The following is a 21,415-nucleotide window of genomic DNA, read 5'->3' on the forward strand; positions in this document are numbered from 1 at the left end:
CTTAAGTCTTATGATGAAAATATGCGATCCCTTTGCTAGATTACTTTTTACCGCAGCAGCGCTTGAATTTCTTGCCACTGCCACAGGCGCAGGGGGCATTTAGACCCTGATTAAATGAGCCATGGTCTAGTGCAATGGACTTTACCTTGCCATCCTGATAAAGCCAGTTTCCCTGTTGTTTAACAAAGCGGCTGATTTCGTTCATAACACGCTGTTCGCCATCCACAGTGAAATAGGCCTTAAATTCAACAATTCCCTTGTGATCTTTTGCTGCTCCCTTTTTAAGCATCACAATTTCTAGCTGCGTCCATTCACCGGTGTCCTTAGAAAAATCAACTTCGGCAGGACGTGTTGAGGCATCCCAGGTTTTTAATAAATAGTCCGCATTATGCATTGCATAAGCAGTAAAGCGTGAACGCATTAAGGCTTCTGCTGTTAAGGCTTGCGTTTGTTCGGTGTGTAATAATTCACAGCACTGTTGATAGTTTAAAGAGCTGCCACAAAGGCAGTGAGCCGCATCGGTTGACATAAGCTGTCCGTGAATGTTCAAAGAGAGTCTCTATAATAGCAAAACTATTCCTGATTACCCATGACTCTCAGCCATTCTCCGTCATTCCTGCAAGCTTTTAGCAGGAATCTCATGGGTTTAGTGCAGATTCCCGATAAAGCTTGTGCCCACGCTTGACTGGGTAGACTTCGGGAATGACGAGGTTTTTAACATGCTGTTTTTCTAGGTTTATTCTACTGTAGCTGAGAGTTGTACGTAATCAGCATTTAAAGCCTTGCCAGAAAGCCAACCAGGTTCAAGCAACAAAATCATATAAAACAAGTGTTTATATTTTTGTTACTTAAAAGGAAACTATTTGAATTGGGTGAATTCAAGTGACAAGCGCAACGCTATTCATTATAAAACTTCATCAATGACTGCGGTAGATTATCCGCGTAATATAAAAGTTGGCATACAACCTGCTTTATTTACTGCTCAAAGTTCATATTGAAAACATTAATTTGCTATATTATCCCACGGGTTAAATATCATGCAGATTTACGATAGCTGATTTCTAGTGCTTGGTTTTATACCAGAAATGCACTAAAATGATCTGTTGTGTGCGCTATTTTAGTGCGCTATTTCAGGCTAGTGTGTTATCAATGTGAATTTTAGGAGTCAACATAAACGTAGTTTGCGTTTTTGTTAGCAAGATTATATGCACACTCCATAGTCACCCCTCCATATTGTTATTGAAAAATTAAGCGAGTAAAAGAATGAAAGCGGATATTGGGTTAATTGGCCTTGCGGTCATGGGACAGAATTTAGTCCTGAATATGAATGATCACGGATTTAAAGTCGCGGTGCATAATCGTTCGCGAGGAAAAACGGATGATTTTCTAAGTGGTCCCGCCAAAGACACGCAAGTAACCGGTGCTTTTTCTCTGCAGGAATTAGTCGATAGCCTACAAAGCCCGCGTATTGTTATGTTAATGGTGAAAGCGGGTGATGTGGTAGATAGTTATATTGATAAACTAACGCCTTTATTATCAGAGGGCGATATTATTATTGATGGCGGTAACTCTTTATATACCGACTCTAATCGCCGCACAGCGTCATTGGCAGAAAAAAACATCCGCTTTATCGGCACCGGCGTTTCTGGTGGAGAAGAAGGTGCGCGTCACGGGCCTTCAATTATGCCGGGTGGAAATAAATCTGCCTGGGAAATAGTTAAGCCTATCTTGCAAGCCATTTCTGCAAAAGTGGACGGTGAGCCATGTTGTCAGTGGGTGGGTGAAAACGGTGCAGGTCATTATGTGAAAATGGTGCATAACGGTATTGAATATGGCGATATGCAGATTATCTGTGAAGCTTATCAATTACTCTCAGAAGGCTTAGGCTTAAGCGCGGATGAAGTTCAAAGCGTATTTGCAGAATGGAATAAAGGTGTTTTAGATTCTTACTTAATTGAAATTACCACGAATATTCTTGGCTTTAAAGATGAAGATGGTGCGCCATTAGTTGATAAAATTTTAGATACTGCAGGCCAAAAAGGCACCGGAAAATGGACCGGAATTAATGCCCTGGACCTAGGCGCTCCATTAACACTGATTGCAGAATCTGTCTTTGCACGCTGCGTTTCCTCGCAAAAAGAAGAGCGAGTTAAAGCGTCTAAAATCTTGCCACAATCCACTGCAAGCTTTTCTGGCGATAAGCAAGCAATGATTAAGGCCATTGGCGATGCAGTTTATGCAGCAAAAATCGTGTCTTATGCGCAAGGCTTTGGCCTGATGCGAGCAGCAGAAGCAGAGTATGGCTGGAAATTAAACTATGGTGGTATCGCGCTTATGTGGCGTGGTGGTTGTATTATCCGTAGCCAGTTCCTCAATGATATTAAGCAAGCTTATGATAAAAATCCTGAGCTAGATAATTTATTACTGGCTGATTATTTTAAAGATGCCGTTGCTGGCGCCGATCAAGGTTGGCGTGAAGCTATTATATTGGGCGTACAATTAGGCGTACCAACACCCGCATTTTCTTCTGCACTGGCTTATTATGATAGTTATCGTAGTGCTCGTTTACCTGCGAACCTGTTACAGGCGCAACGCGATTACTTTGGCGCGCATACCTATGAGCGCATAGATAAGCCGCGTGGTGAATTCTTTCATACCGACTGGACAGGCACGGGCGGAAATATGGCATCAACGACTTATAACGCGTAAATAAAGCACTTAACCTAACGAGAAAATACTTTAGGAACGATCGGTTTATTATCAGTCGCGGTTAAAGATCGCTCCTACTGCATTCTCAAATAAGAGGAATTTCTGATGGGCCCAGCTGTCGAAGCTAGCACTATGTCTGCTGATGAATATCTTGCCTGGGAGGAATTGCAAGAAGAGAAGCATGAATATTATCATGGTGAAATTTTTGCCATGGGAGGGGCGCGGCGTGAGCATGTGCAGGTCGCAGGCAATGTTTTTGCGGCTTTAAAACAGCATTTACGCGGCACACCCTGTCGAGCTTATATGTCTGATATGAAATTGCACATTGGGGCTATGGACGCATTTTATTATCCTGATGTCTTAGTTTCATGTAATAAAAATGACCATCAGGCTGATCAATTCTTATCATTTCCTAGTCTAATTGTAGAAGTGTTATCGGATTCTACAGAAGCTTATGATCGAGGTGCCAAGTTTACAGCTTACCGGCAGATAGCCAGCCTTAAAGAGTATGTCTTGGTCGATATTAAAACCCGTACTGTCGAATTTTTTCGCCGTACTGCGGACAATGATTGGCTGCTACATGTTTATACTTCTGAGGATGTATGTGATTTTGTGAGCTTAGATGTCTCTATTGAGATGACTGATATTTTTGAGGATATTGTTGATGAGCAACAATAGCCTGACTTATTTATTATTAAAACAAATTAAAGGAATCTACAGTGAAAACTGATCCCTGTACTTATGTTATTTTTGGCGCAACGGGAAATTTATCGCGCATTAAATTAGTGCCAGCGCTTTATCATCTGGATATTGAGAACCGCCTGGATAAAGACACCAAAATTATAGCCATCGGCCGCCGCCCCTGGGATAACGATAAATGGCTATCTGAAGTGCGTATTATGCTGGAAGAGAAGGCGCGTGGCGGTGTTGATGAAAAAGTATTCCAGCGCTTTATTGGCCGTTTTCAATATCATAAAGGCGACTTGCAGCAAGCGGAGTGTTATAGCAGCCTGGCAACTTTACTGAGTGATACGGAACGATTCCCACAGAATATTGCCTTTTACCTGGCGATTAATCCTGAAGATTTTAGCTCGGTTATTGAGCGCTTGAGTGTTCCGAATTTATTAGAAGAAAAACACTTCTGGCGCAGAGTGGTTATTGAAAAGCCCTTTGGTACCGACCTGGAAAGCTCACGTTCATTACAAAATAAAATCAGCAAATATCTACGTGAAGAGCAGATTTATCGTATCGACCATTACCTAGGTAAAGGGATGGTACAAAACGTACTGGTTTTCCGCTTTGCTAATGCGATGCTGGAGCCTTTATGGAACCGTAATTATATTGATCACATTCAAATTACGCATTCAGAGAAATTAGGTATAGGTACTCGTGGCGCTTATTATGACCATACGGGTGCGATGCGCGATATGCTACAAAGTCATTTATTGCAGTTACTGACTTTAGTGGCGATGGAACCGCCTGTTTCCATGAATGCAGAGGACTTGCGCGATGAAAAAGTAAAAGTACTTAAATCGATACGCCCGATTCCTGAAGAAGCCGTTAATGCCCAGTCATTTCGTGCCCAATATGCACCCGGTACCATAGATGGTGAAGATGCAAATGGCTATTTGCAGGAAGAGGGTATTCCTCAAAGTAGCGTGACAGAAACCTATGCAGCCATGAAGCTATATATAGATAACTGGCGCTGGCGTGGTGTTCCTATCTATTTGCGCACCGGAAAGCGCATGGAAAAAACTCAATCCAGTATTTCCATTTGTTTTAGACATGCACCGTCACAGTTGTTTAAAAATACCATGGCAGAAAAAATTAGTCAGAATTGGTTGCTCTTAGGCATACAACCTGAAGAATGTATTCGTATGGAAATGACAGTAAAAGAGCCTGGTCTGGAAATGAAAACCCGTATAAGTAATCTAGATGCGAGCTTTCGTAATGAAGATGAGCAGCCTTCAGATGCTTATGAAGACCTGTTACTGGATGTGATTGAAGGCGATCGTTCATTATTTTTGCGTTACGATGAAGTTGAATATGCGTGGAAAATTGTCGAACCGATTCTTAATAAATGGGCGGTTGAGCGTGATTATATCGAAACCTACCCGGCAGGCTCGTGGGGGCCAAATGAGCGTCGCTTGTTTGACAAAGACAGTCAGCATTGGCGTAATACTTTGCGGGTGGAGAAATGACACAAGTTGTAAACTGGAAGCCGTATGATTCAATTGATCAGTTAGCAGAAGCGGTATGTCAGCGTGTATTAGACGCAGGAGACAAAGCTATTAAAGCGCATGATGCCTTTAAGCTGGTTTTAGCAGGCGGCACTGCCCCGGTGAAAGCCTATCAACTATTGGCGACTCAGCAGGCCGAGTGGAGCAAGTGGCATATTTACTATGGTGATGAGCGTTGCTTGCCGATTGATGACAGCGAACGTAATAGTCTGGAAGCTGAGCAAAAATGGCTGGACAAAGTAGGCATTCCTAGCGCACAGATTCACCGTATACCGGCTGAACTCGGTGCTGAAGCGGGTGCCGAACAATATGCCAAAGATGTTGCTGAGGCGGGTAAATTCGATTTAGTCTTGTTGGGCATGGGAGAAGACGGTCATACTGCCAGCTTATTTCCCGGGCATGTACACAATGTTGATGAGTTGACACATGCGGTACATAATTCGCCTAAACCCCCGTCTGACCGAGTAACAATCAGTGCTAAAGCTTTGAGCAATACAGAGGAACTTATCTTTATTGTCTCTGGTGATAAGCATGATGCGCTGGCTGCATGGAAAAATCAGCAAGATCTACCAGTAACACATCTATGTCCCGTATCGGATGTGGATGTGTTATTGAGTGTTTAATACAATGTAAAAACCCAAGGTAGAGTGGTGTTTTAGCCTGCTGCTATGATAGCCAGCGGGCTAAAGCACCGCCCTACTTCTATTTCTGTACATGCTTGTGTGTGACAGTATCATTAAAATTTTATTTAAATAATAAAAATAACTCTGAAAAAAGGAGACCATCAATGAAAGCTTGTGAATCATCTACAACCCAGGAAGAACACCGCGTCAATATAGGGCGCAACCATAGAAATATCGCCCCATGGCGCCGCGGAGTAGGCCTGGCATTGGTTTATTTGCCCATCCTCACCTGGCCCTTTGTAATTACCAGTGCGCTTTTATCCTACTACCATTTAAAAATGGTCGGTGCTGAAAACCTCAAAACCCTATTTGATTTCTTGCCAAAAAGGGAAACTCACCGCTATAAATTTAAAAATCAGATTACCATGGATGCCAGCTTTTTCTTGAGCCTGGCACAAACCCGTCTATACTGGATTTTAAACTGTACTTGGTACTGCCCGGTAAGTGTCGGTTTATTTGAGTGGCATGCATACCTGGTAAAGCTAATTGAAAACTGGTGGTGTCCCTTTAACCATGGTAGAAAAGAAGGCTACGATAATGCCAAGATAGACCAATCGTTCTGGCATATATACCCGGAAGATACTAAAAAATTGCACAAAGATGATCTGGAAAACCCAATCTGGAATGATACATGTAGCCAGTGTAAAGGTGGAGAAAGCGAATAGTAAACTCACTTTACTGGCTGTCTTTAGATAAGGGAAGACTTGATTTTATATAGGAATAACAAGCATGAGTAATTGCTGTAGTGATCAGAATTAAGCGTGTTTTATAGGATGCGTTTCGTTCCTCAACACATCCTATGTCATTAACATAATGACTGGGGCTAATAGCCTTTTATCGACTATCAATGATACAACTTATTATTACCGGCGGCACTCTAGACAAGCGCTACAACGAGCTAAATGGCGAATTATATTTCCCGGAAACACATTTGCCGGCCATGCTTAAACAGGCACGGTGTAGCGTAGAGATAGATATTCAACAACTCATGCTAAAAGACAGCCTGGAAATGACCGAGTCTGACCGGGACGGGATAAAGCAAAGCTGTATAGCAACTAACGCACAGCAAATCATCATCACCCATGGTACAGATACCCTGGTAGAAACAGCAAAACACCTGTCTTTATCAATAAAAGACAAAACCATCGTGCTAGTCGGAGCAATGGTACCTCATGCAATAAAGCAGTCAGATGCTTTATTTAATCTAGGCGGCGCTATAACAGCCGTGCAGCTTTTACCCGTAGGTATTTATATCACTATGAACGGCAAAATATTTGATTGGGACAAAGTCGTAAAGGATAAGCAACGCGGAGAATTTAAAGCAATATAGGATGTGATGAGGCATATATTGTCAAAGTCTCTGTTAATAGCTCCTTCTCCCTCAGGGAGAAGGCTGGGATGAGGGGGAGTATTTTCCAATTAACAAATGAGTCTGAACAGAGCCTTTAGTCCACCCCTAAAAGCAGGCTTTTTTCTGTTCATTTATTTGTTTAAATAATCGCTTTTTAGCGAGGTTCATTTTGTCAGCTGCTTGATTGTCACTTACCTTGTAAGCCTCGTTATCAAGCATCTTAAAAGTTAGCGTATCTTTTAGGTAATCTTCACTCCGATCCAGTGATTTCAACTTTTCATAAGGCGTCATCATTTTATCATAGTGATATTGTTTTCTTTCTTTTCCCTTTTCATCGGTAAGGGTCGTTGGGAAATAGCAAGGACGATGATAGTTAATAAAGGGAATGAGGTGCTCTCTATTAAAAACATTAAGTTCATCAGCCCAATGCTGCTCTATATGACTATAACCAAAGATTTTACGCACGACTGAGGCATTTTTACTTCCCGCTAATGCATTATCATTGCTGTGCCTTGACCGTGACTTAGTGTGCTCAATATTGAGCTTGTTAAGCAGTTCAGCCACTTTGTGATTGATGTATTCGGAGCCATTATCCGCATGAAAACCCCTCATATTAAAGGGAAAAGTTTCAAGCATTTCGGTCAAAATGGGTAGCAAAAATTGTTCACTAATCCGCTCGCAAGATAAGACGACTTCATATTGAGTTACTTCATCGACGGCATTAATATGGTACACGCCTTTTATACCATCCTGATCGCCCTGACGTACCGTATCTATACGGATATAGCCAGGCTTACCTTCTGCTTTTGGTTTACGTCTTTCGCCAATGGCAACCTTCCTAGACTTGGTTTTATCAAAGGTTCTTCGTTGCTTCTGATAGCCCGCAGAGTGCCGTAAATTATAGAGATGTGAGACTGAAATATTGGCAATATTTTGATAGTCATCTTCATTAAAAATGCAGTAGGCTCGTTCACAAAGCTTTTTAATAACGGCGCCGCTTGGTGTGTCATATCGCTCATCCATTTCTGCTAATAACGCGACATCGGTTGCGCCGTATTTCTGTTTGAATCCTAGGGGCTTATGTACTTTATTGAGCTGCACAACACCTGTCTTTAGGTATTGGTTAATCAGTCGTGTTAGTTGCTGCCGAGAATAATCGGTTACTTGCAGTAAAAACCGAATCACAACCCCTTTTTGCCGTTTAGTGATGGCTCGGTAGTGAAACTGTTTTAAGGTAGATTGAATAAAGGCATAGCGCTCTTCCTTTTTACCTGGCAGGCTAAAGGCAACCGCTTGTGACCCCTCCAAAAATGATTGTAATTCTTCCGTATTTTTTAGTGCTTTAAGATTCATGATGGCTTTCATTCCTTCATCATGAACAGATTATCTGGTTTTGTCAGTTTAGACTCATTCTATATTAGAATACGAGGTTACTTTCAGACTCATTTCGTATTGGAGAAGGCTGGGGGGCGAAAATCCTGCCCAAATATTGGACGATTATTTATTTCCAAGTGCCTCAGAACATATTGCAGGGTTTTATTGTGATAACGCTTGTGCTCCCTATTCACTGCCAACTGACCCAAGCGATATATTCAAGAAAAAATAAAAGGTGCTAAAATTCAAATTATCAGAGGTATCTTAAAATGATAGCAAACTTAAATACATTGCCACTTGATGAAAAAATTCAGTTAGTTGAAGACTTATGGGATAGCATTGCAGCAGAAAAAGCAGTTCTACCGATTACAAAAGAACAAAAGATAGAACTCAACTCTCGGTTAGAAGCTTACGCCCTTGATAACAATAAAGGAAGAGAGGCAAAGTTTGTATTTGCCGATATTAGAAGGAAGCTGTGAGTTATATAATAACGTATCGACCAGAAGCAGAATTGGATATTGAAGAAACAGCTAAATGGTATGAAACACAAAGAGTTGATTTAGGTTTTGAGTTCATAAACCTAGAAAAATCAGTTGCTCACGTTTTCTAGCGCAAGTTATTGATTCCACAGCACTTCCAAAAAATGTCCGCTTAACCTATGGGTGAAGCTAAAATTTTTTGAAAGTGTTATTTTAACTCAATATCTTGCACTATAAATTCGCGCTCAACTGATTTTTCTAGGATAAACGAAGTTGAGAAAAAGGGAGAAATTATTGAAGCAAATCCCTTTCAGTACGAAAAAGTTCATAAATCATTACATAGGGCAGTATTAGAACGTTTTCCATTTAATGTGTTTTATATGATTGAGGGGGAATCTGTAATTATTGTTGCAGTTATGCATGGAAGCTGCCACCCTAAAAAATGGCAAAAACGGGCTTAAAAATAAACTGCAGGCAATAGAAGTATACAAGAAGTGAAATCAAAGGATGTTTTCAGCAGAGAAAGTTTCATTTCTCAGCGCTATTAGCGAATGATAGTTCGCCATGAACCTCCCAGGTTTTTGCTAGATGCAAAAACAAGCCCCCTTTTGCCCTTCGCGCATGATGCGTATCCTATCATCAACACATCCTGTACAGCTTGACAGCCGTTATCTAAATGCATAATATGAATGCACTTTGAGACTATTTGTGAGGAAAAGAAGATTATGAGTTCACTTTCGGTTCGAGGTATTGATGATGAGCTTTCAGAGCGATTAAAACAATTAGCTCTTGAAGAAAAAAAAGTGTCAATTCTGTTGTTATTGACGTATTAAAGCAGCACTTGGGCATAATTAAAAGCAAAAAATTTACACAAAGTTTTCATGACTTAGATCAGCTTTTTGGTAGTTGGGATCAGGAACAGTTTAATACTGTTCAGGGTGCGGTTGATGCTGAGCGGCACATTGATGCTGAACTCTGGAAATGAATAAAGTATTAATTGATACCAATATCTACTCTTACCTGATTACGTATGGCTCTCAGCCATAGTAAAATTAAGGCTATGTCTGCATTAGCTGTTGGTAAGACTTAAAGGCCAATGATTACGGGCATTTATCTTTTGCTATGACTACCTAAAAACAATAACTTAGGTGATCACCAACACTTAATGAGTACATAGCCAAAATTAAACATGAATAATCAGCATATTAACAACCCCGTCATTCCTGGTGCGGCAAGCGAAGCTTGTCATTTCTTGCAAGGTGAAAGTCCTTGTCTGGAGAAGCTATTGTATTAGTTTCATAAGGTTTAACCAACCACCAGTATCGAGTGTTGCGTCTTCGGCGGAGCGTTGTTAGCGGTTACGACTGCTGCAAAAGCGAACAATGGAGACGAAGCGTACACAGAGAACTGCATAGGTCACAGGGGATACGCATATCCCTGAAGCTGTTTTTAGCATCGTTAGACGATAAAAAGCAAATGGCGACGTTTTCGGGAAAACGGAAGCCTATACAAAGGAATCGTAAAGGTGAGATTCTGGAGGATTTGCCGGTGTTGTAAGGCGTGACATGTGCAGAGAGAAGTGACAGAGAACTTGCAAGGCCCATACGGCTCCTGAATGATTAATAACAGGTAAGCCTGCCCAACCAAAAGAAGGGTGGCTGAAGGTTGTATGGGGGTCAGATTCACTCATAGTACTCGGAGCGTGGGAAAGCTACGTACAGGGGGAAGGGGTGAACTGAACTGCGTAGCCTGCAAAGGCAACTTTACCCAGACATGAAGGACTGGACTAATGAAGCAAACCTCCCTGCAGGGGATAGCAAACAAAGCGACACAGGATAAAACTTACCGATTTCGGAATTTATTTGGCATGTTAACCGTTGGTTACTTGTTTTGGTGTTGGGATTTTATCAACCGAAAAGCAAGCGCGGGAGTGGATAGAATTGATGCGCAAGCATACGAAGAAAATCTACTACCGAATATTGAGCAACTGGTAAAGCAAGTCAAAGAAAATACTTATCGGGCTAAGTTGGTTCTTAGAAAATACATTCCCAAAACGAACGGCAAGTTACGTCGACTAGGGATCCCGGTCATCGCGGACAAACTCCTGCAAAGGGAAGTAGCCAAGATACTGGAAGCCATCTGGATTGTGCGTCAGAACTACTTTCAAAAAGCACGCCCAGTAATTTGCTTCCTGCGGCACCCGCAACGGCAACAATCACTAAAGCTACCATTATTTCAATCAAACCAAAACCTTGTTTACTTTTAATATTCATGACTATACCTATTGTGTTTAGGTGGGTTAAAAATCACGCCATGTTCCAGCAACGCGTGCAATATCCTTAAATGCATCAGAAGTCTCGTCAATACCTCCTGTACCGTAGATAGCGTCAAAAATCCGTTTTTGATAGACAATGTCAAATGATCCATTAGTTAGTATTTTTAATGGTTTATCAGAGATCAGCGCACCATACACGGCCCCATTACCATTTCCTGTAACTTCAAGGTCTATTACATTTTCTTTAGCGAAAATAAATACAACACCGAAAATTTTACCACCAGTAATAGTTAAGTTACCATGCACAATTAATAGAACGGGTGCGACCACACTAGCTATATCATTTTTAAGGTCACAATCTCCTTCAATCCAAATATTACCAGTGGTGTTTGTGTTAAGATCGTTACAATTGTTATATAAGCCACCATTAGCAGCAATCTCACCTTTCTTGGTTTCCCACTCGGGGCCAGGAGTCCCCGTTACATACGCAAACATATCATCTGGAAAACCAATTTCATCTATATCAGAATTAGGGGCAATACCACTACCATCACTATATCCACTACTCGTTGAAATTGTGTCATATCCTGGAGTACTATTACCATTAGGGTTGTCATCATCAACAGTATTAGAAATACGTTCATTATCAAGACAAAAACATTTGTTGGGGTCGCAAACTTGATAGGGGTTATTGACTGGATCTAGCATATCATCACTATCAAGGTACTCATGCATATGACAAGTTCCCGCACTATTATTACCCAGTGTAATTGTTTCACTAGTCCACATACTTAGTGGGATACCGGCTCCGCCACCATTAGGATTAACAACGATCTCCATGCTACCTGACACATCAATAGGGCCATCAACAATCAATGGGACGTCGGGGCCATCACCGGCATTATTAAGTTTATAATAGCCTAGCATTTGCCGAACAATTGCCTCGCCAGAGCCGTCAGCGGAAGTCCCGGTCGATATAACCTCAACTAAGGCGTTTGCTTTTTCTACGCGGGTTATTTCAAAAAAATAGCTTGCCCCTCCAGTGAGTACTGATTTTGGCGTTTTAAGATAGTATGCCACTGGAGGATCCTCAGCCGCTGCTGCTGTAATAATGGATGCATTTTTTTTCACATAACGTATTGCATCTTCCAGCCCTGCTTCAGCTGCAGCAAAAGCCTCTTTATAGCGGGCATCATTCGCTGAAGTTTTTTGCTCCATAATGCCAACCTGACTTGCAAAGATACCGATAAAAATAGCAAGAAACCCTAATATTACGGCTACTAACAGTGTTGCTGCGCCATTATTGCGACTATGCAGGGAAGTTGTGCCTTTATTATTTGTTTTCATTTTTAGCTCCTTTATGCAGGACTAATATTGTAATTATGGCTCTAAAAAGTCATTGCGGATACGAACAAATTCAACGAGATCCCGTTTGACCGAGGAATCTTTAACGAGTTCGCCTGTTAAGCGTATTTCCAATAGCCTGATTTGTGTGCCATCATAGCTTGCTGGAAACAAGTCGATAATTTGGAAGTTTGTGATATTAACTACTGAATCATCTGTGATACCTTGCCATCCGTCCATATCTGGACAAGTTTTATCAGCTACTTTCGTTTTGATCGCGTTGTCCTTTAAGCCAATACCAAATAACTCTGAATTGCCGTTATGTGCTCCATCGCCTGATAAATCATAAGTAAATTCTATGCAAGTATAGGTACAATCATCTGCAACAGGATCACATGCAGGAGTGCCGGTAATTTGTCCTGCTTGGTTAAAAGGGTTCGATGACGTCAATGGTGGGGGGTCCCCCTTTGCAAGTGCTGCTGCAGCAGCATTTGCATAATTCCATGAACCGGCTCTCCTTAGGTCCCTAACCATAAAAGACATGGCACCGCGCAATTCTTGATTTAACTTAATCGCATTGAGGACATCTCTATTAGAATTTGCTATCGCCAAAAAAATTGTGATCGCTCCTGCAGTCACTACCATTCCAAAGGCTGATGCAATCATAAGCTCAACCAAATTGAACCCCGACTCTGTAGTTATTTTTCTTCTTCTTCTTCTTCTTATGGTAAGCATTGCTTATACCCTCCCCATAATGACTCTCCAATAGGAACACAATAACTGACTTTCCCAAAGCCAGAGGTTTTAATTCTAATGGTATATGGACCGTTATTAATGGTTACACCATTGCTAGTTACAGTTGCCCTAATTGGGTTAAATGAAAAGGCATTTGCGGGTTCGGCAGCTAACTGCACATTAGAAAAATGAGTGCTACTAATAACTTTTTGTATTGCCGTTCCATTTTCAGTGATCGTGCACGCTGCGGCATCAGCAATGCAGTCACAAGCAATTGCTTCATCAGTAATGCCGTAACACCAAACTGTATTCGATGTTCTTTTAAAGCTTAACTCAACTGATTTATTTTCCTTTACCGACTGCATTTTTGCATATTGAAGGCTTGCATGTATAGCCTCTGCAACAGTTTTTAAACGATAACGTTGTATCATTTCTATAAAAGACGGCGCAGCGATAGACGCTAGAATTCCTGCTATAGCCACTGTAATCATTAGTTCAGTTAGGGTAAAAGCTAGCCCGTATTTTTTGTTCATTTCCTTTAACCTGAGGTATTTTTATTATTAGGATGCTTCTGTATATAGTTATTCATAGCACGGTTTTATATATATTACCGTTAACTGGTTCTCATATTATACTTATCATCATCTTTTAATAAGGTAACACTATGTTATGCTTGCAATAGTATTTCATCTCATTTAAAGGCTATTTCCATGAAAAAACCACTGAGTCAAGGCTTTACACTAGTTGAACTGATGATTGTTGTTGCCATCATTGGGGTTTTAGGTAGTATTGCATATCCCTCCTATATGGACTATGTTTTACGTGCTAAGCGAGGGGATGCTAAGGTGGCGCTACTAGGTGCGCAATTAGCACAAGAAAAATACAGAGCTAATAATTCCACTTACGGTACTACACTTGAACTTATTGGTGTTATCGCTACTTCTCCCGAGGGGAATTACAATATTGCTATCGTTGGGGGGGCTGATGCTACAACTTACCTTATAACGGCTGATCCAACATTTACCGACTCAGATTGTGGTGTTTATGCTGTCAACCAAGATGGGAAAATCATCGATAATGATAGTTACGCTGATACTGGTTGCTGGAGTCGATAGAATCAAACCCATTGTGTGTTCATGTCTCAACAGATCCCATATGAGTACGTTGTTTTTTATGATAAAAATAATCGGGTAGTTAGTCAATTAATATAACTTGCTTATCTACAAACTGCTGTATCGCTTCTATAGCTGAATTTTCCAGTGACTCAGCGGAATCATCAGGCAGGATTTGAGATAGACAGTCTGCAATGCTAATCGCTTGTTGTTCTTGTAGTGTATGCAGTAAAAAATAACTCATCTGTGCAAGTTCGATAAAATTCACCTGGTCTTCCTGGTTGCGATATACGGCAAGATAACTGGGGTGCTCTGGCGCTTGTAGGGGCAGATAATCTGGCGATATTTTATGCACTGGGAATTGATAAGCCAATACCCAGGCTAAGGGTGAGATACTGAGTGTTTGTGTTAAATCGCTTATTTGATTTATTTTCGGTTCAACTATGTCTTCCTGAGCAATTGATAGTGCCATTTCTACCCATTCATAATGCGCAAGCTCTAGCATAAACGGGTAATCATTTGCGCCAGCAACTCTTTCCTGTTGCAGATAAACAATAAATTCTTCAGGAATTTCCGAAAAATACGGTGTTGTGCTGGGGTGATTGGCAAAAAAATCTTGCGCTAGTTGTTGCCATTGGCTGTCGCTGGTTATTTTGCGTAATACCGGGAAGTTGCTGGATAAAAAACTCTCAACATTATTAAAGCATAGCTCGCGATACATTTGCATGCGCTCCGGCTTGATACCTTCTGGACATGGCTGAGTGTCGGGGTTGCGGATATAAGATGTAAACTCCGCCTGTGTGGCTTTAAAGTCTACTTTATGCTGAGAGCTGTTCATTATGTGTCTGCCATGCGTTTTGTATCGATTGGATAGTGCCAACTTCTCGTTCTAGTTCGGCCACGCTGGGGATATTGAAATCTCTTTCTAATAGTGTCGGAAACACTCCATACAGTTCGTAGGCTTTGCCTAGTAATTGCCATACAGGGTCGATAACCTCTGCTCCATGGGTATCGACAAGAAAGTCCTCGGCTTCTACATAATGCCCTGCGATATGCGCATAACTGATACGCTGCGCGGGAATAGCTTGTAAAAATTCTTCGGCATCGTAGTTATGGTTAATGCTATTGACATAAGTATTGTTAATATCTAATAGCACATCACAATCCGCTTCTGCCACGACGGCATTAAAAAAATCAATTTCAGTCATTTCCTGACCAGGAGCGGCGTAATAGGAAGCGTTTTCGATGGCGATTTTTTGTTCCAGAATATCCTGTACGCGCTGTATACGCTTTGCGACATGATGCACTGCTTCCTCGGTGAATGGAATAGGCATTAAATCGTAGAGGTGTCCTTCGTGGCTACAGTAGCTTAAGTGTTCGCTATAAAATTTGATTTTATGTAGACACATAAAGTCTTTTAAGTTTTTAACAAAATCTTCGTCTAGCGGATCTGTGCTGCCGATGGAAAGTGATAAACCATGACAGACAAAAGGGTAGCGTTCGGTCATGGCGCGAAATTGTTTGCCGAGTCTTCCACCTAGAGGCATCCAGTTTTCTGGTGCTATTTCATAAAAGCTGACATTTTTGATAGGGGTCGTTAGTGCCTGATCTATAAATGACCTGCGTAAACCAAGGCCTGCGTCATGTACCAGGTTTTGTGTGTGTTGCATGATTTTCCCCGATGATGGTTGTGAGGCCAAGCTGCACCTCAATGCTGTTGACTTAAGCCCTCTCTTGCTGGAGAGGGTTGGGTGAGGAGAATAAAATCAAGCCTTTATAATCCCCTCATCCCAGCCTTCTCCCTCTGGAGAAGGCGTTTATTCTTAAGTGAACAGCATTGAGGCTGCACCTATGAGTAGACTAATCAAATATAGCTGGTAGGGCGTGGCTTTAGCCAGCAAAGGGCGTACCTTATAAAAACGGGCTAAAGCCACGCCCTACAATTTTTTTTTATGATTATAGCTTTTCCCGATTGAAAAGGCAGGCTTATTTATTGCTATGTTTATGTGTTAAAATACACGGTTAATTAATTCATCAGTGATAAACGTTTTCGTATAGCTCATGCAAAGTCAATTTAATACAGATAATTTAAGAATTCGGGAGACCAAAGAGGTTATGGCCCCGATTCAAACTCATGAAGAGTTACCGTTAACCGAAGTAACTGCTAAAACAACGACTGATGCCCGGGCAGCAGTGCATGATATTTTAACCGATCAGGATGATCGTTTGTTGGTGATCGTAGGTCCCTGCTCTATACATGATACCAAGGCGGCGCTTGAATATGCGCAAAAGCTGAAGGGCCTTAAAGAAGAGCTAAGGCAGGATTTGCATATTATTATGCGCGTTTATTTTGAAAAGCCACGTACTACAGTGGGCTGGAAAGGCTTGATTAATGATCCTGATTTAGATGATAGCTTTAATATCAATAAAGGCCTGCGTGTTGCGCGTAAGCTATTGCTGGACTTAAACTCACTGGGCATACCCGCTGCCACTGAATATCTAGATTTGATTACCCCGCAATATATCTCTGACTTGATAGCCTGGGGGGCGATTGGCGCGCGAACTACAGAAAGTCAGTGTCATAGAGAATTGGCCTCGGGTTTATCCTGCCCGGTAGGTTTTAAAAATGCCACCGATGGAACTATTGCGATTGCCAATGATGCAATAAAAGCAGCAATGCAGCCGCATCACTTTTTATCCGTTACCAGCGCAGGGCATTCTGCGATATTCTCAACCACTGGCAATGAAGATGCGCATATCATTTTACGCGGGGGTAGTGACGGGCCTAATTATGATGCTGTGAGTGTTGATAAAGTGGCGCAGAGTATGCAAAAAGCGGATTTAAAAGCTAATATCATGATTGATTTAAGCCATGCGAACAGTCTGAAACAATGCCAGCGGCAATTGTTGGTCGCTGAAGATGTGGCGGAGCAAATTGCAGGGGGAGATCAGCGCATTATGGGCGTGATGATAGAAAGCCATTTGAAATCAGGACGCCAGGATATTGTACCCGGACAAGCGCTGGTTTATGGGCAAAGCATTACTGATGGCTGTATAGATTGGGCTGATACCGAGGTTTTACTGCAGAATCTAGCGCATGCAGTACAAAAAAGACGCACTGTAAAAAACTAACAGGAACAAAACAATGAATGTTTATGTAAATGGCGAATCCAGGCAATATACAGAGTGTATTACCGTAGCAGAAGTTGTCGGCGATTTAGGTTTAGCCAATAAGCGTATAGCTGTTGAATTGAATAAAGAAATTTTACCCTTTGATCAATATGCAGAAACTAAGGTTAAAGCAGAGGACGTGCTGGAAGTAGTGCAGGCAATTGGGGGTGGGCAGGAAGATAGCTTTAGTATTGCCGGGCAACAATACAAATCACGCCTATTAGTCGGTACAGGTAAGTATAAGGATATGCAGGAAACTCGTCTGGCAATTGAAGAGAGCGGTGCTGAAATAGTCACCGTTGCTATTAGGCGAACCAATATAGGTCAGAATCCAGGCGAGCCAAATTTATTAGAAGTGATTTCACCTGATAAATATACTATTTTACCCAATACCGCAGGTTGCTTTACCGCTGATGAAGCAGTTAGAACCTGTCGGTTGGCGCGTGAATTACTGAATGGGCATAAGCTGGTTAAGCTGGAAGTATTGGCAGATCAAAAAACCTTATTACCAGAGATAGTTGAGACTCTGGCGGCTGCTGAATTACTGGTTAAAGATGGCTTTGATGTTATGGTTTATACCAATGATGACCCAATTATAGCTAAGCGTCTTGAAAAAATAGGCTGTGTTGCTGTCATGCCGCTTGCAGCTCCTATAGGGTCAGGTTTGGGGGTGCAAAATCCGTATAATATTCTGACCATTGTAGAGAATGCCAATGTACCCATTTTAGTTGATGCGGGTGTGGGCACAGCTTCAGATGCAGCCGTTGCAATGGAATTGGGTTGTGATGGTGTATTGATGAATACCGCTATTGCAGCAGCTCAGAATCCGGTATTAATGGCCTCAGCGATGAAAAAAGGTATTCAGGCCGGGCGTGAAGCCTACATGGCTGGGCGGATGCCAAGAAAACGTTTTGCTTCGGCCTCTTCTCCTTTAGATGGATTGATTAGGTAAGCTGTGCAGTTAGAGGAACAGGATGCACCAAGAATAAAGAGTTTTATTCGCCGGATTGGGCGCATGACGGCAGCTCAAAAACAGGCGCTGGATACACTCTGGGGAAAGTACTGTCTGGATCATGAAGCGAGCTGTGATTTTGCCACAATTTTTGGGCGTAGTGCGCCGGTAATTTTGGAGATTGGCTTTGGTAATGGTGAAAGTCTTGCGAAAACCGCAGTAGAAAATCCAGATCAGGACTATATTGGTATAGAAGTACATAAGCCTGGAGTGGGCAATTTATTGGCGCAACTGGAAAGGCAGGACATTTCTAATGTTAGAATTTTTTATCATGACGCGATTGAGATTTTAGAGAAATGTATTCCAGCGCATAGTTTATCAGCTGTACACTTATTCTTTCCTGATCCATGGCACAAAAGAAAGCACCATAAAAGGCGTATAGTGCGGCCCAGCTTTGTGCATTTAATTGCCCAGAAATTAGTTGCTGGAGGTTATTTTCATGCGGCAACGGACTGGCAGCATTATGCCCAGCATATTTTGAAAATATTAAACGGTGCTGAGTTTTTTACTAATCAAAGTTTCACTCAGGATTATTGTCCCAGGCCTGATTATCGACCCTTAACAAAATTTGAACAACGAGGTTTGCGTTTAGGGCACGGCGTTTGGGATTTGATCTTTAAGCGGCGCTAAGCAGCGAGAATTTAATAATACCCGAGACTAACTTGTTCCTGCCTACACAGGAATGACGTTTCTTTTGACTCCACAGTCGCGTAGCCTGCTATGCGTCTATTGCTACAGCACTAATGACAAACAAAAATCCAGCCCAAATATTGGACGCTTATTTATTTTCAGGTGCCTAAGGTATTTATAGATTACAATTTGTTTTTACTGCAGACTAAATTAATTAGTTTATCCGCTAGACGACTAGCTGTTATAAAGGCATAAGATGAATGAAACTTAAGGCTCAGCTACATGAATATGCGCAATGGCGAGATGATATTGCTCAGGCAATTGAAAGCTATCTTAATTGGAGAGAGCGGTATGATCTAGCCGATACTCAAAGTAAAGAAGCATTAAATAATGTGCTTAATGCACTTAATAGCGAACGTATTATCCTGGGTTTTGCTGCTGAAAATTCGCGAGATAAAATAGAATTAATTAATGCCTTGTTTTTCGCAGAAACAGAGCAAGGATTGCTGCCGCTGCCGATAGATCACATGGCGACGTGTGCTACGGAATTGTTTTATGATGGGTCTGCGAATTATATACGATTGCTGGATATAGAGACCCGGTTGGAAGATATTTCTCTGATTGAATACAGAAAGAACCCTGAAGCCTGGATACAAATTGAGCTAGATCCCGATTCACCTGCACAAATGCAAGAAGCGATCAAGAAGTCACTTGCGGTTAAACAGGTGTCCAAAGAACATGCTTATAAATTGGGATTATTGAATGGCTATGATGCTCATGAAGCTGATTTTCATGATCAGGATCAAGTAGAAATTCCTTGCTGGCGATATGCTTTAATTAGCCTCTCCAACCCTCTGCTAAAACAGGGCTTATGTATTCTGGATACTCCTGGCTTGCAAGCTTTGCAAGTCGAGCCAGAATTAACCTTAAGTGTATTGCCCAGTGCAGAACTTATTGTGTATGTCTTTGCAGCAGATACGGGTCTTAGTGAAAACGATCAGGCTATATGGCATAGTTATATAAATAAAGTACGCGATACTGATCAAAGAGGCCTTGCAGTAATGATGCATAAAGCTGAGGCTTTGTTGGATGGTTTGTTGAATGAAACGGAAAAAGAACTTGCGCTAAATTCCCAAATCAACAAGTCAGCTAGAATTTTAGGCGTGAATGAACAGCGTGTTTTTCCTTTCTCTGCCAGTCCGGATTTATTGGAAAATAAAGCTTTAAAAAGAATAGGGTCTTATTTAACAAAAAATGTTTTATTACGTCGTCGGGCTGCAATGCAGCGGACTGTAGCAAATGGAATTGGTTTTTTACTCAGTGAGTCCTTGAGGCAGAGTGAAGCAAAATATAAGCGTATGCTGGATCAATTGGCAGAATTTAATAAAATTGATTGTGATAACGCGACTATGATGGAAACCTTGCTAACGGAAACTCGAGACCGTCAACAAGCCTATTTACTTAATGTAGCAAATTTTCAGGCTAGTCGGCGTGTTTTTGGAGTGCAGGCAAAGGCTTTAGTGAGCTCGTTGGCATTAGGAAAATTCGATGCTATCGTTCAACGCAGCAAAGATGATTTGACGAGTAGCTTTACGACTTATGGAATGAAGAAAAATATTCAAATTTTATTTGATGACTTGCGCGATTTATTGCAGCAGGCTGCCAATAATGTAGATGAGACACGTAAGCTGGTAAAAAAGATTCATAAGCAATTTGGGGTGGAATGTGGGTTTGAATGCGTAGAGCCAAAATTTTTCTCGATTAAGCATTTTCAAGATCATTTAGAGCAGATTTTAGATGAAGGTGAGGATTTTCGTTCCAGTACCAAAACGACGCTGACTGAGCAAGCGGTCGTCTTTCAAAAGCTATACAACCTGATTATTGCCAGAGCTCGGCTCGTGTTTAAAGAGGCGCATCAGGAGGCTGTCAAATGGAGTAAGACGGTGCTCTGGCCTTTAACTAACGAAATTAAAGAGCATAAAAAACAGGTAGATAGTCGCTTGTATATGTTACATAAAATGAGTAGTTCTAAAGAGAGCGTCGCGGAAAATATTTCTCACCTTGAGGAGAAGTTAGTACCTTTAATACAGCAGTTTACAGAGTTACAATCCATTATTTCTGAGATGAATATTGAAGGTAAGGCAGACCATTAAGGAGCGAGGGTTTAATAATATCCGCAAGTATGACGCAGGATTTTGGTATCAAAGGCGTGCTAGAAAAACAGTTGCGTAGCCTGCTATGCTCCTGTTTTTCTAGTGCGACTGTGGAGTCAAAAGAAACGTCATTCCTGCGTAGGCTGG

At 41.5% G+C, this 21,415-nt stretch carries 21 protein-coding genes; 13 read left to right on the forward strand and 8 right to left on the reverse strand.

All coding sequences use genetic code 11. From position 1 onward, the window contains the following. Positions 1–40: 40 nt before the first annotated feature. The gene (locus tag ACQY3F_RS00760) at positions 41–529 is read right to left on the reverse strand and encodes a YchJ family protein (RefSeq protein ID WP_428353033.1); all 489 of its coding nucleotides are present in this window, start codon (positions 527–529) and stop codon (positions 41–43) included. A gap of 734 nt (positions 530–1,263) precedes the next feature. On the opposite strand from ACQY3F_RS00760, the gene gnd reads away from it, so the two are divergent. From gnd to ACQY3F_RS00790, 6 genes are all read left to right on the forward strand, one after another. Continuing rightward, positions 1,264–2,709: a decarboxylating NADP(+)-dependent phosphogluconate dehydrogenase gene (gnd, locus tag ACQY3F_RS00765; RefSeq protein WP_428353034.1), complete on the forward strand. Its 1,446-nt coding sequence runs from the start codon at positions 1,264–1,266 to the stop codon at positions 2,707–2,709. A gap of 105 nt (positions 2,710–2,814) precedes the next feature. Continuing rightward, positions 2,815–3,387: a Uma2 family endonuclease gene (locus tag ACQY3F_RS00770; RefSeq protein ID WP_428353035.1), complete on the forward strand. Its 573-nt coding sequence runs from the start codon at positions 2,815–2,817 to the stop codon at positions 3,385–3,387. A 41-nt stretch (positions 3,388–3,428) separates the two neighbouring features. After that, a complete protein-coding gene (gene zwf, locus ACQY3F_RS00775) occupies positions 3,429–4,910 on the forward strand; it encodes a glucose-6-phosphate dehydrogenase (RefSeq protein WP_428353036.1) in 1,482 nt (493 codons plus the stop codon). Then, on the forward strand, positions 4,907–5,572 hold the full coding sequence (pgl, locus tag ACQY3F_RS00780) for a 6-phosphogluconolactonase (protein WP_428353037.1): 666 nt from the start codon (positions 4,907–4,909) through the stop codon (positions 5,570–5,572). The genes zwf and pgl overlap by 4 nt, the downstream gene beginning before the upstream one ends. Before the next feature lie 164 nt (positions 5,573–5,736). Continuing rightward, a complete protein-coding gene (locus ACQY3F_RS00785; protein ID WP_428353038.1) occupies positions 5,737–6,297 on the forward strand; it encodes a hypothetical protein in 561 nt (186 codons plus the stop codon). A gap of 182 nt (positions 6,298–6,479) precedes the next feature. Continuing rightward, the gene (locus ACQY3F_RS00790) at positions 6,480–6,962 is read left to right on the forward strand and encodes an asparaginase domain-containing protein (protein ID WP_428353039.1); all 483 of its coding nucleotides are present in this window, start codon (positions 6,480–6,482) and stop codon (positions 6,960–6,962) included. A 126-nt stretch (positions 6,963–7,088) separates the two neighbouring features. Here ACQY3F_RS00790 and ACQY3F_RS00795 read toward each other — a convergent pair whose 3' ends face one another. Continuing rightward, positions 7,089–8,336 (reverse strand): hypothetical protein, encoded by a 1,248-nt coding sequence (locus ACQY3F_RS00795; protein WP_428353040.1) that lies wholly within the window; start codon positions 8,334–8,336, stop codon positions 7,089–7,091. Positions 8,337–8,626: 290 nt separating this feature from the next. On the opposite strand from ACQY3F_RS00795, the gene ACQY3F_RS00800 reads away from it, so the two are divergent. Both ACQY3F_RS00800 and ACQY3F_RS00805 read left to right on the forward strand, forming a co-directional pair. Continuing rightward, a complete protein-coding gene (locus ACQY3F_RS00800; RefSeq protein ID WP_428353041.1) occupies positions 8,627–8,836 on the forward strand; it encodes an addiction module protein in 210 nt (69 codons plus the stop codon). A gap of 841 nt (positions 8,837–9,677) precedes the next feature. Continuing rightward, the gene (locus ACQY3F_RS00805) at positions 9,678–9,821 is read left to right on the forward strand and encodes a hypothetical protein (protein ID WP_428353042.1); all 144 of its coding nucleotides are present in this window, start codon (positions 9,678–9,680) and stop codon (positions 9,819–9,821) included. Between the two features lie 1,102 nt (positions 9,822–10,923). Here ACQY3F_RS00805 and ACQY3F_RS00810 read toward each other — a convergent pair. The 4 genes from ACQY3F_RS00810 to ACQY3F_RS00825 are packed head-to-tail and all read right to left on the reverse strand — an operon-like array spanning position 10,924 to position 13,723. After that, positions 10,924–11,109 carry a type II secretion system protein gene (locus ACQY3F_RS00810; protein ID WP_428353043.1) on the reverse strand — a complete coding sequence of 62 codons (186 nt, stop codon included), beginning with the start codon at positions 11,107–11,109 and terminating at the stop codon, positions 10,924–10,926. Positions 11,110–11,135: 26 nt separating this feature from the next. Then, positions 11,136–12,458 carry a pilus assembly PilX family protein gene (locus ACQY3F_RS00815; RefSeq protein WP_428353044.1) on the reverse strand — a complete coding sequence of 441 codons (1,323 nt, stop codon included), beginning with the start codon at positions 12,456–12,458 and terminating at the stop codon, positions 11,136–11,138. Positions 12,459–12,491: 33 nt separating this feature from the next. After that, complete coding sequence (locus tag ACQY3F_RS00820; RefSeq protein WP_428353045.1) at positions 12,492–13,121, reverse strand: PilW family protein; 630 nt, start codon at positions 13,119–13,121, stop codon at positions 12,492–12,494. 56 nt (positions 13,122–13,177) lie between these two features. Next, on the reverse strand, positions 13,178–13,723 hold the full coding sequence (locus ACQY3F_RS00825) for a GspH/FimT family pseudopilin (RefSeq protein WP_428353046.1): 546 nt from the start codon (positions 13,721–13,723) through the stop codon (positions 13,178–13,180). A gap of 177 nt (positions 13,724–13,900) precedes the next feature. Here ACQY3F_RS00825 and ACQY3F_RS00830 point away from each other — a divergent pair, with 177 nt between their 5' ends. Continuing rightward, on the forward strand, positions 13,901–14,305 hold the full coding sequence (locus ACQY3F_RS00830; RefSeq protein WP_428353047.1) for a type IV pilin protein: 405 nt from the start codon (positions 13,901–13,903) through the stop codon (positions 14,303–14,305). Positions 14,306–14,384: 79 nt separating this feature from the next. Here the strand turns inward: ACQY3F_RS00830 and ACQY3F_RS00835 are convergent, their stop codons facing one another. Both ACQY3F_RS00835 and ACQY3F_RS00840 read right to left on the reverse strand, forming a co-directional pair. After that, positions 14,385–15,140, reverse strand: coding sequence for a DNA-binding domain-containing protein (locus tag ACQY3F_RS00835; RefSeq protein ID WP_428353048.1), 756 nt, complete (start codon positions 15,138–15,140; stop codon positions 14,385–14,387). Further along, positions 15,121–15,972: an HvfB family MNIO-type RiPP peptide maturase gene (locus ACQY3F_RS00840; protein WP_428353049.1), complete on the reverse strand. Its 852-nt coding sequence runs from the start codon at positions 15,970–15,972 to the stop codon at positions 15,121–15,123. Before ACQY3F_RS00840 ends, ACQY3F_RS00835 begins: the two co-directional genes overlap by 20 nt. A 391-nt stretch (positions 15,973–16,363) precedes the next feature. Between ACQY3F_RS00840 and aroG the strand changes: the two genes are divergently transcribed. From aroG to ACQY3F_RS00860, 4 genes are all read left to right on the forward strand, one after another. Beyond that, a complete protein-coding gene (gene aroG / locus ACQY3F_RS00845; protein WP_428353050.1) occupies positions 16,364–17,434 on the forward strand; it encodes a 3-deoxy-7-phosphoheptulonate synthase AroG in 1,071 nt (356 codons plus the stop codon). Positions 17,435–17,447: 13 nt separating this feature from the next. Continuing rightward, on the forward strand, positions 17,448–18,425 hold the full coding sequence (gene thiS, locus ACQY3F_RS00850; protein ID WP_428353051.1) for a sulfur carrier protein ThiS: 978 nt from the start codon (positions 17,448–17,450) through the stop codon (positions 18,423–18,425). Positions 18,426–18,488: 63 nt separating this feature from the next. Then, positions 18,489–19,115, forward strand: a complete 627-nt coding sequence (trmB, locus tag ACQY3F_RS00855; protein WP_428353052.1) for a tRNA (guanosine(46)-N7)-methyltransferase TrmB — start codon at positions 18,489–18,491, stop codon at positions 19,113–19,115. A 260-nt stretch (positions 19,116–19,375) separates the two neighbouring features. Beyond that, positions 19,376–21,268, forward strand: coding sequence for a dynamin family protein (locus ACQY3F_RS00860; RefSeq protein WP_428353053.1), 1,893 nt, complete (start codon positions 19,376–19,378; stop codon positions 21,266–21,268). The last annotated feature ends 147 nt before the right edge of the window (positions 21,269–21,415 follow it).

Origin of the sequence: Methyloprofundus sp. (genome assembly GCF_965251085.1) — a bacterium.
In the GTDB taxonomy this organism is placed as follows: Bacteria; Pseudomonadota; Gammaproteobacteria; order Methylococcales; family Methylomonadaceae; genus Methyloprofundus.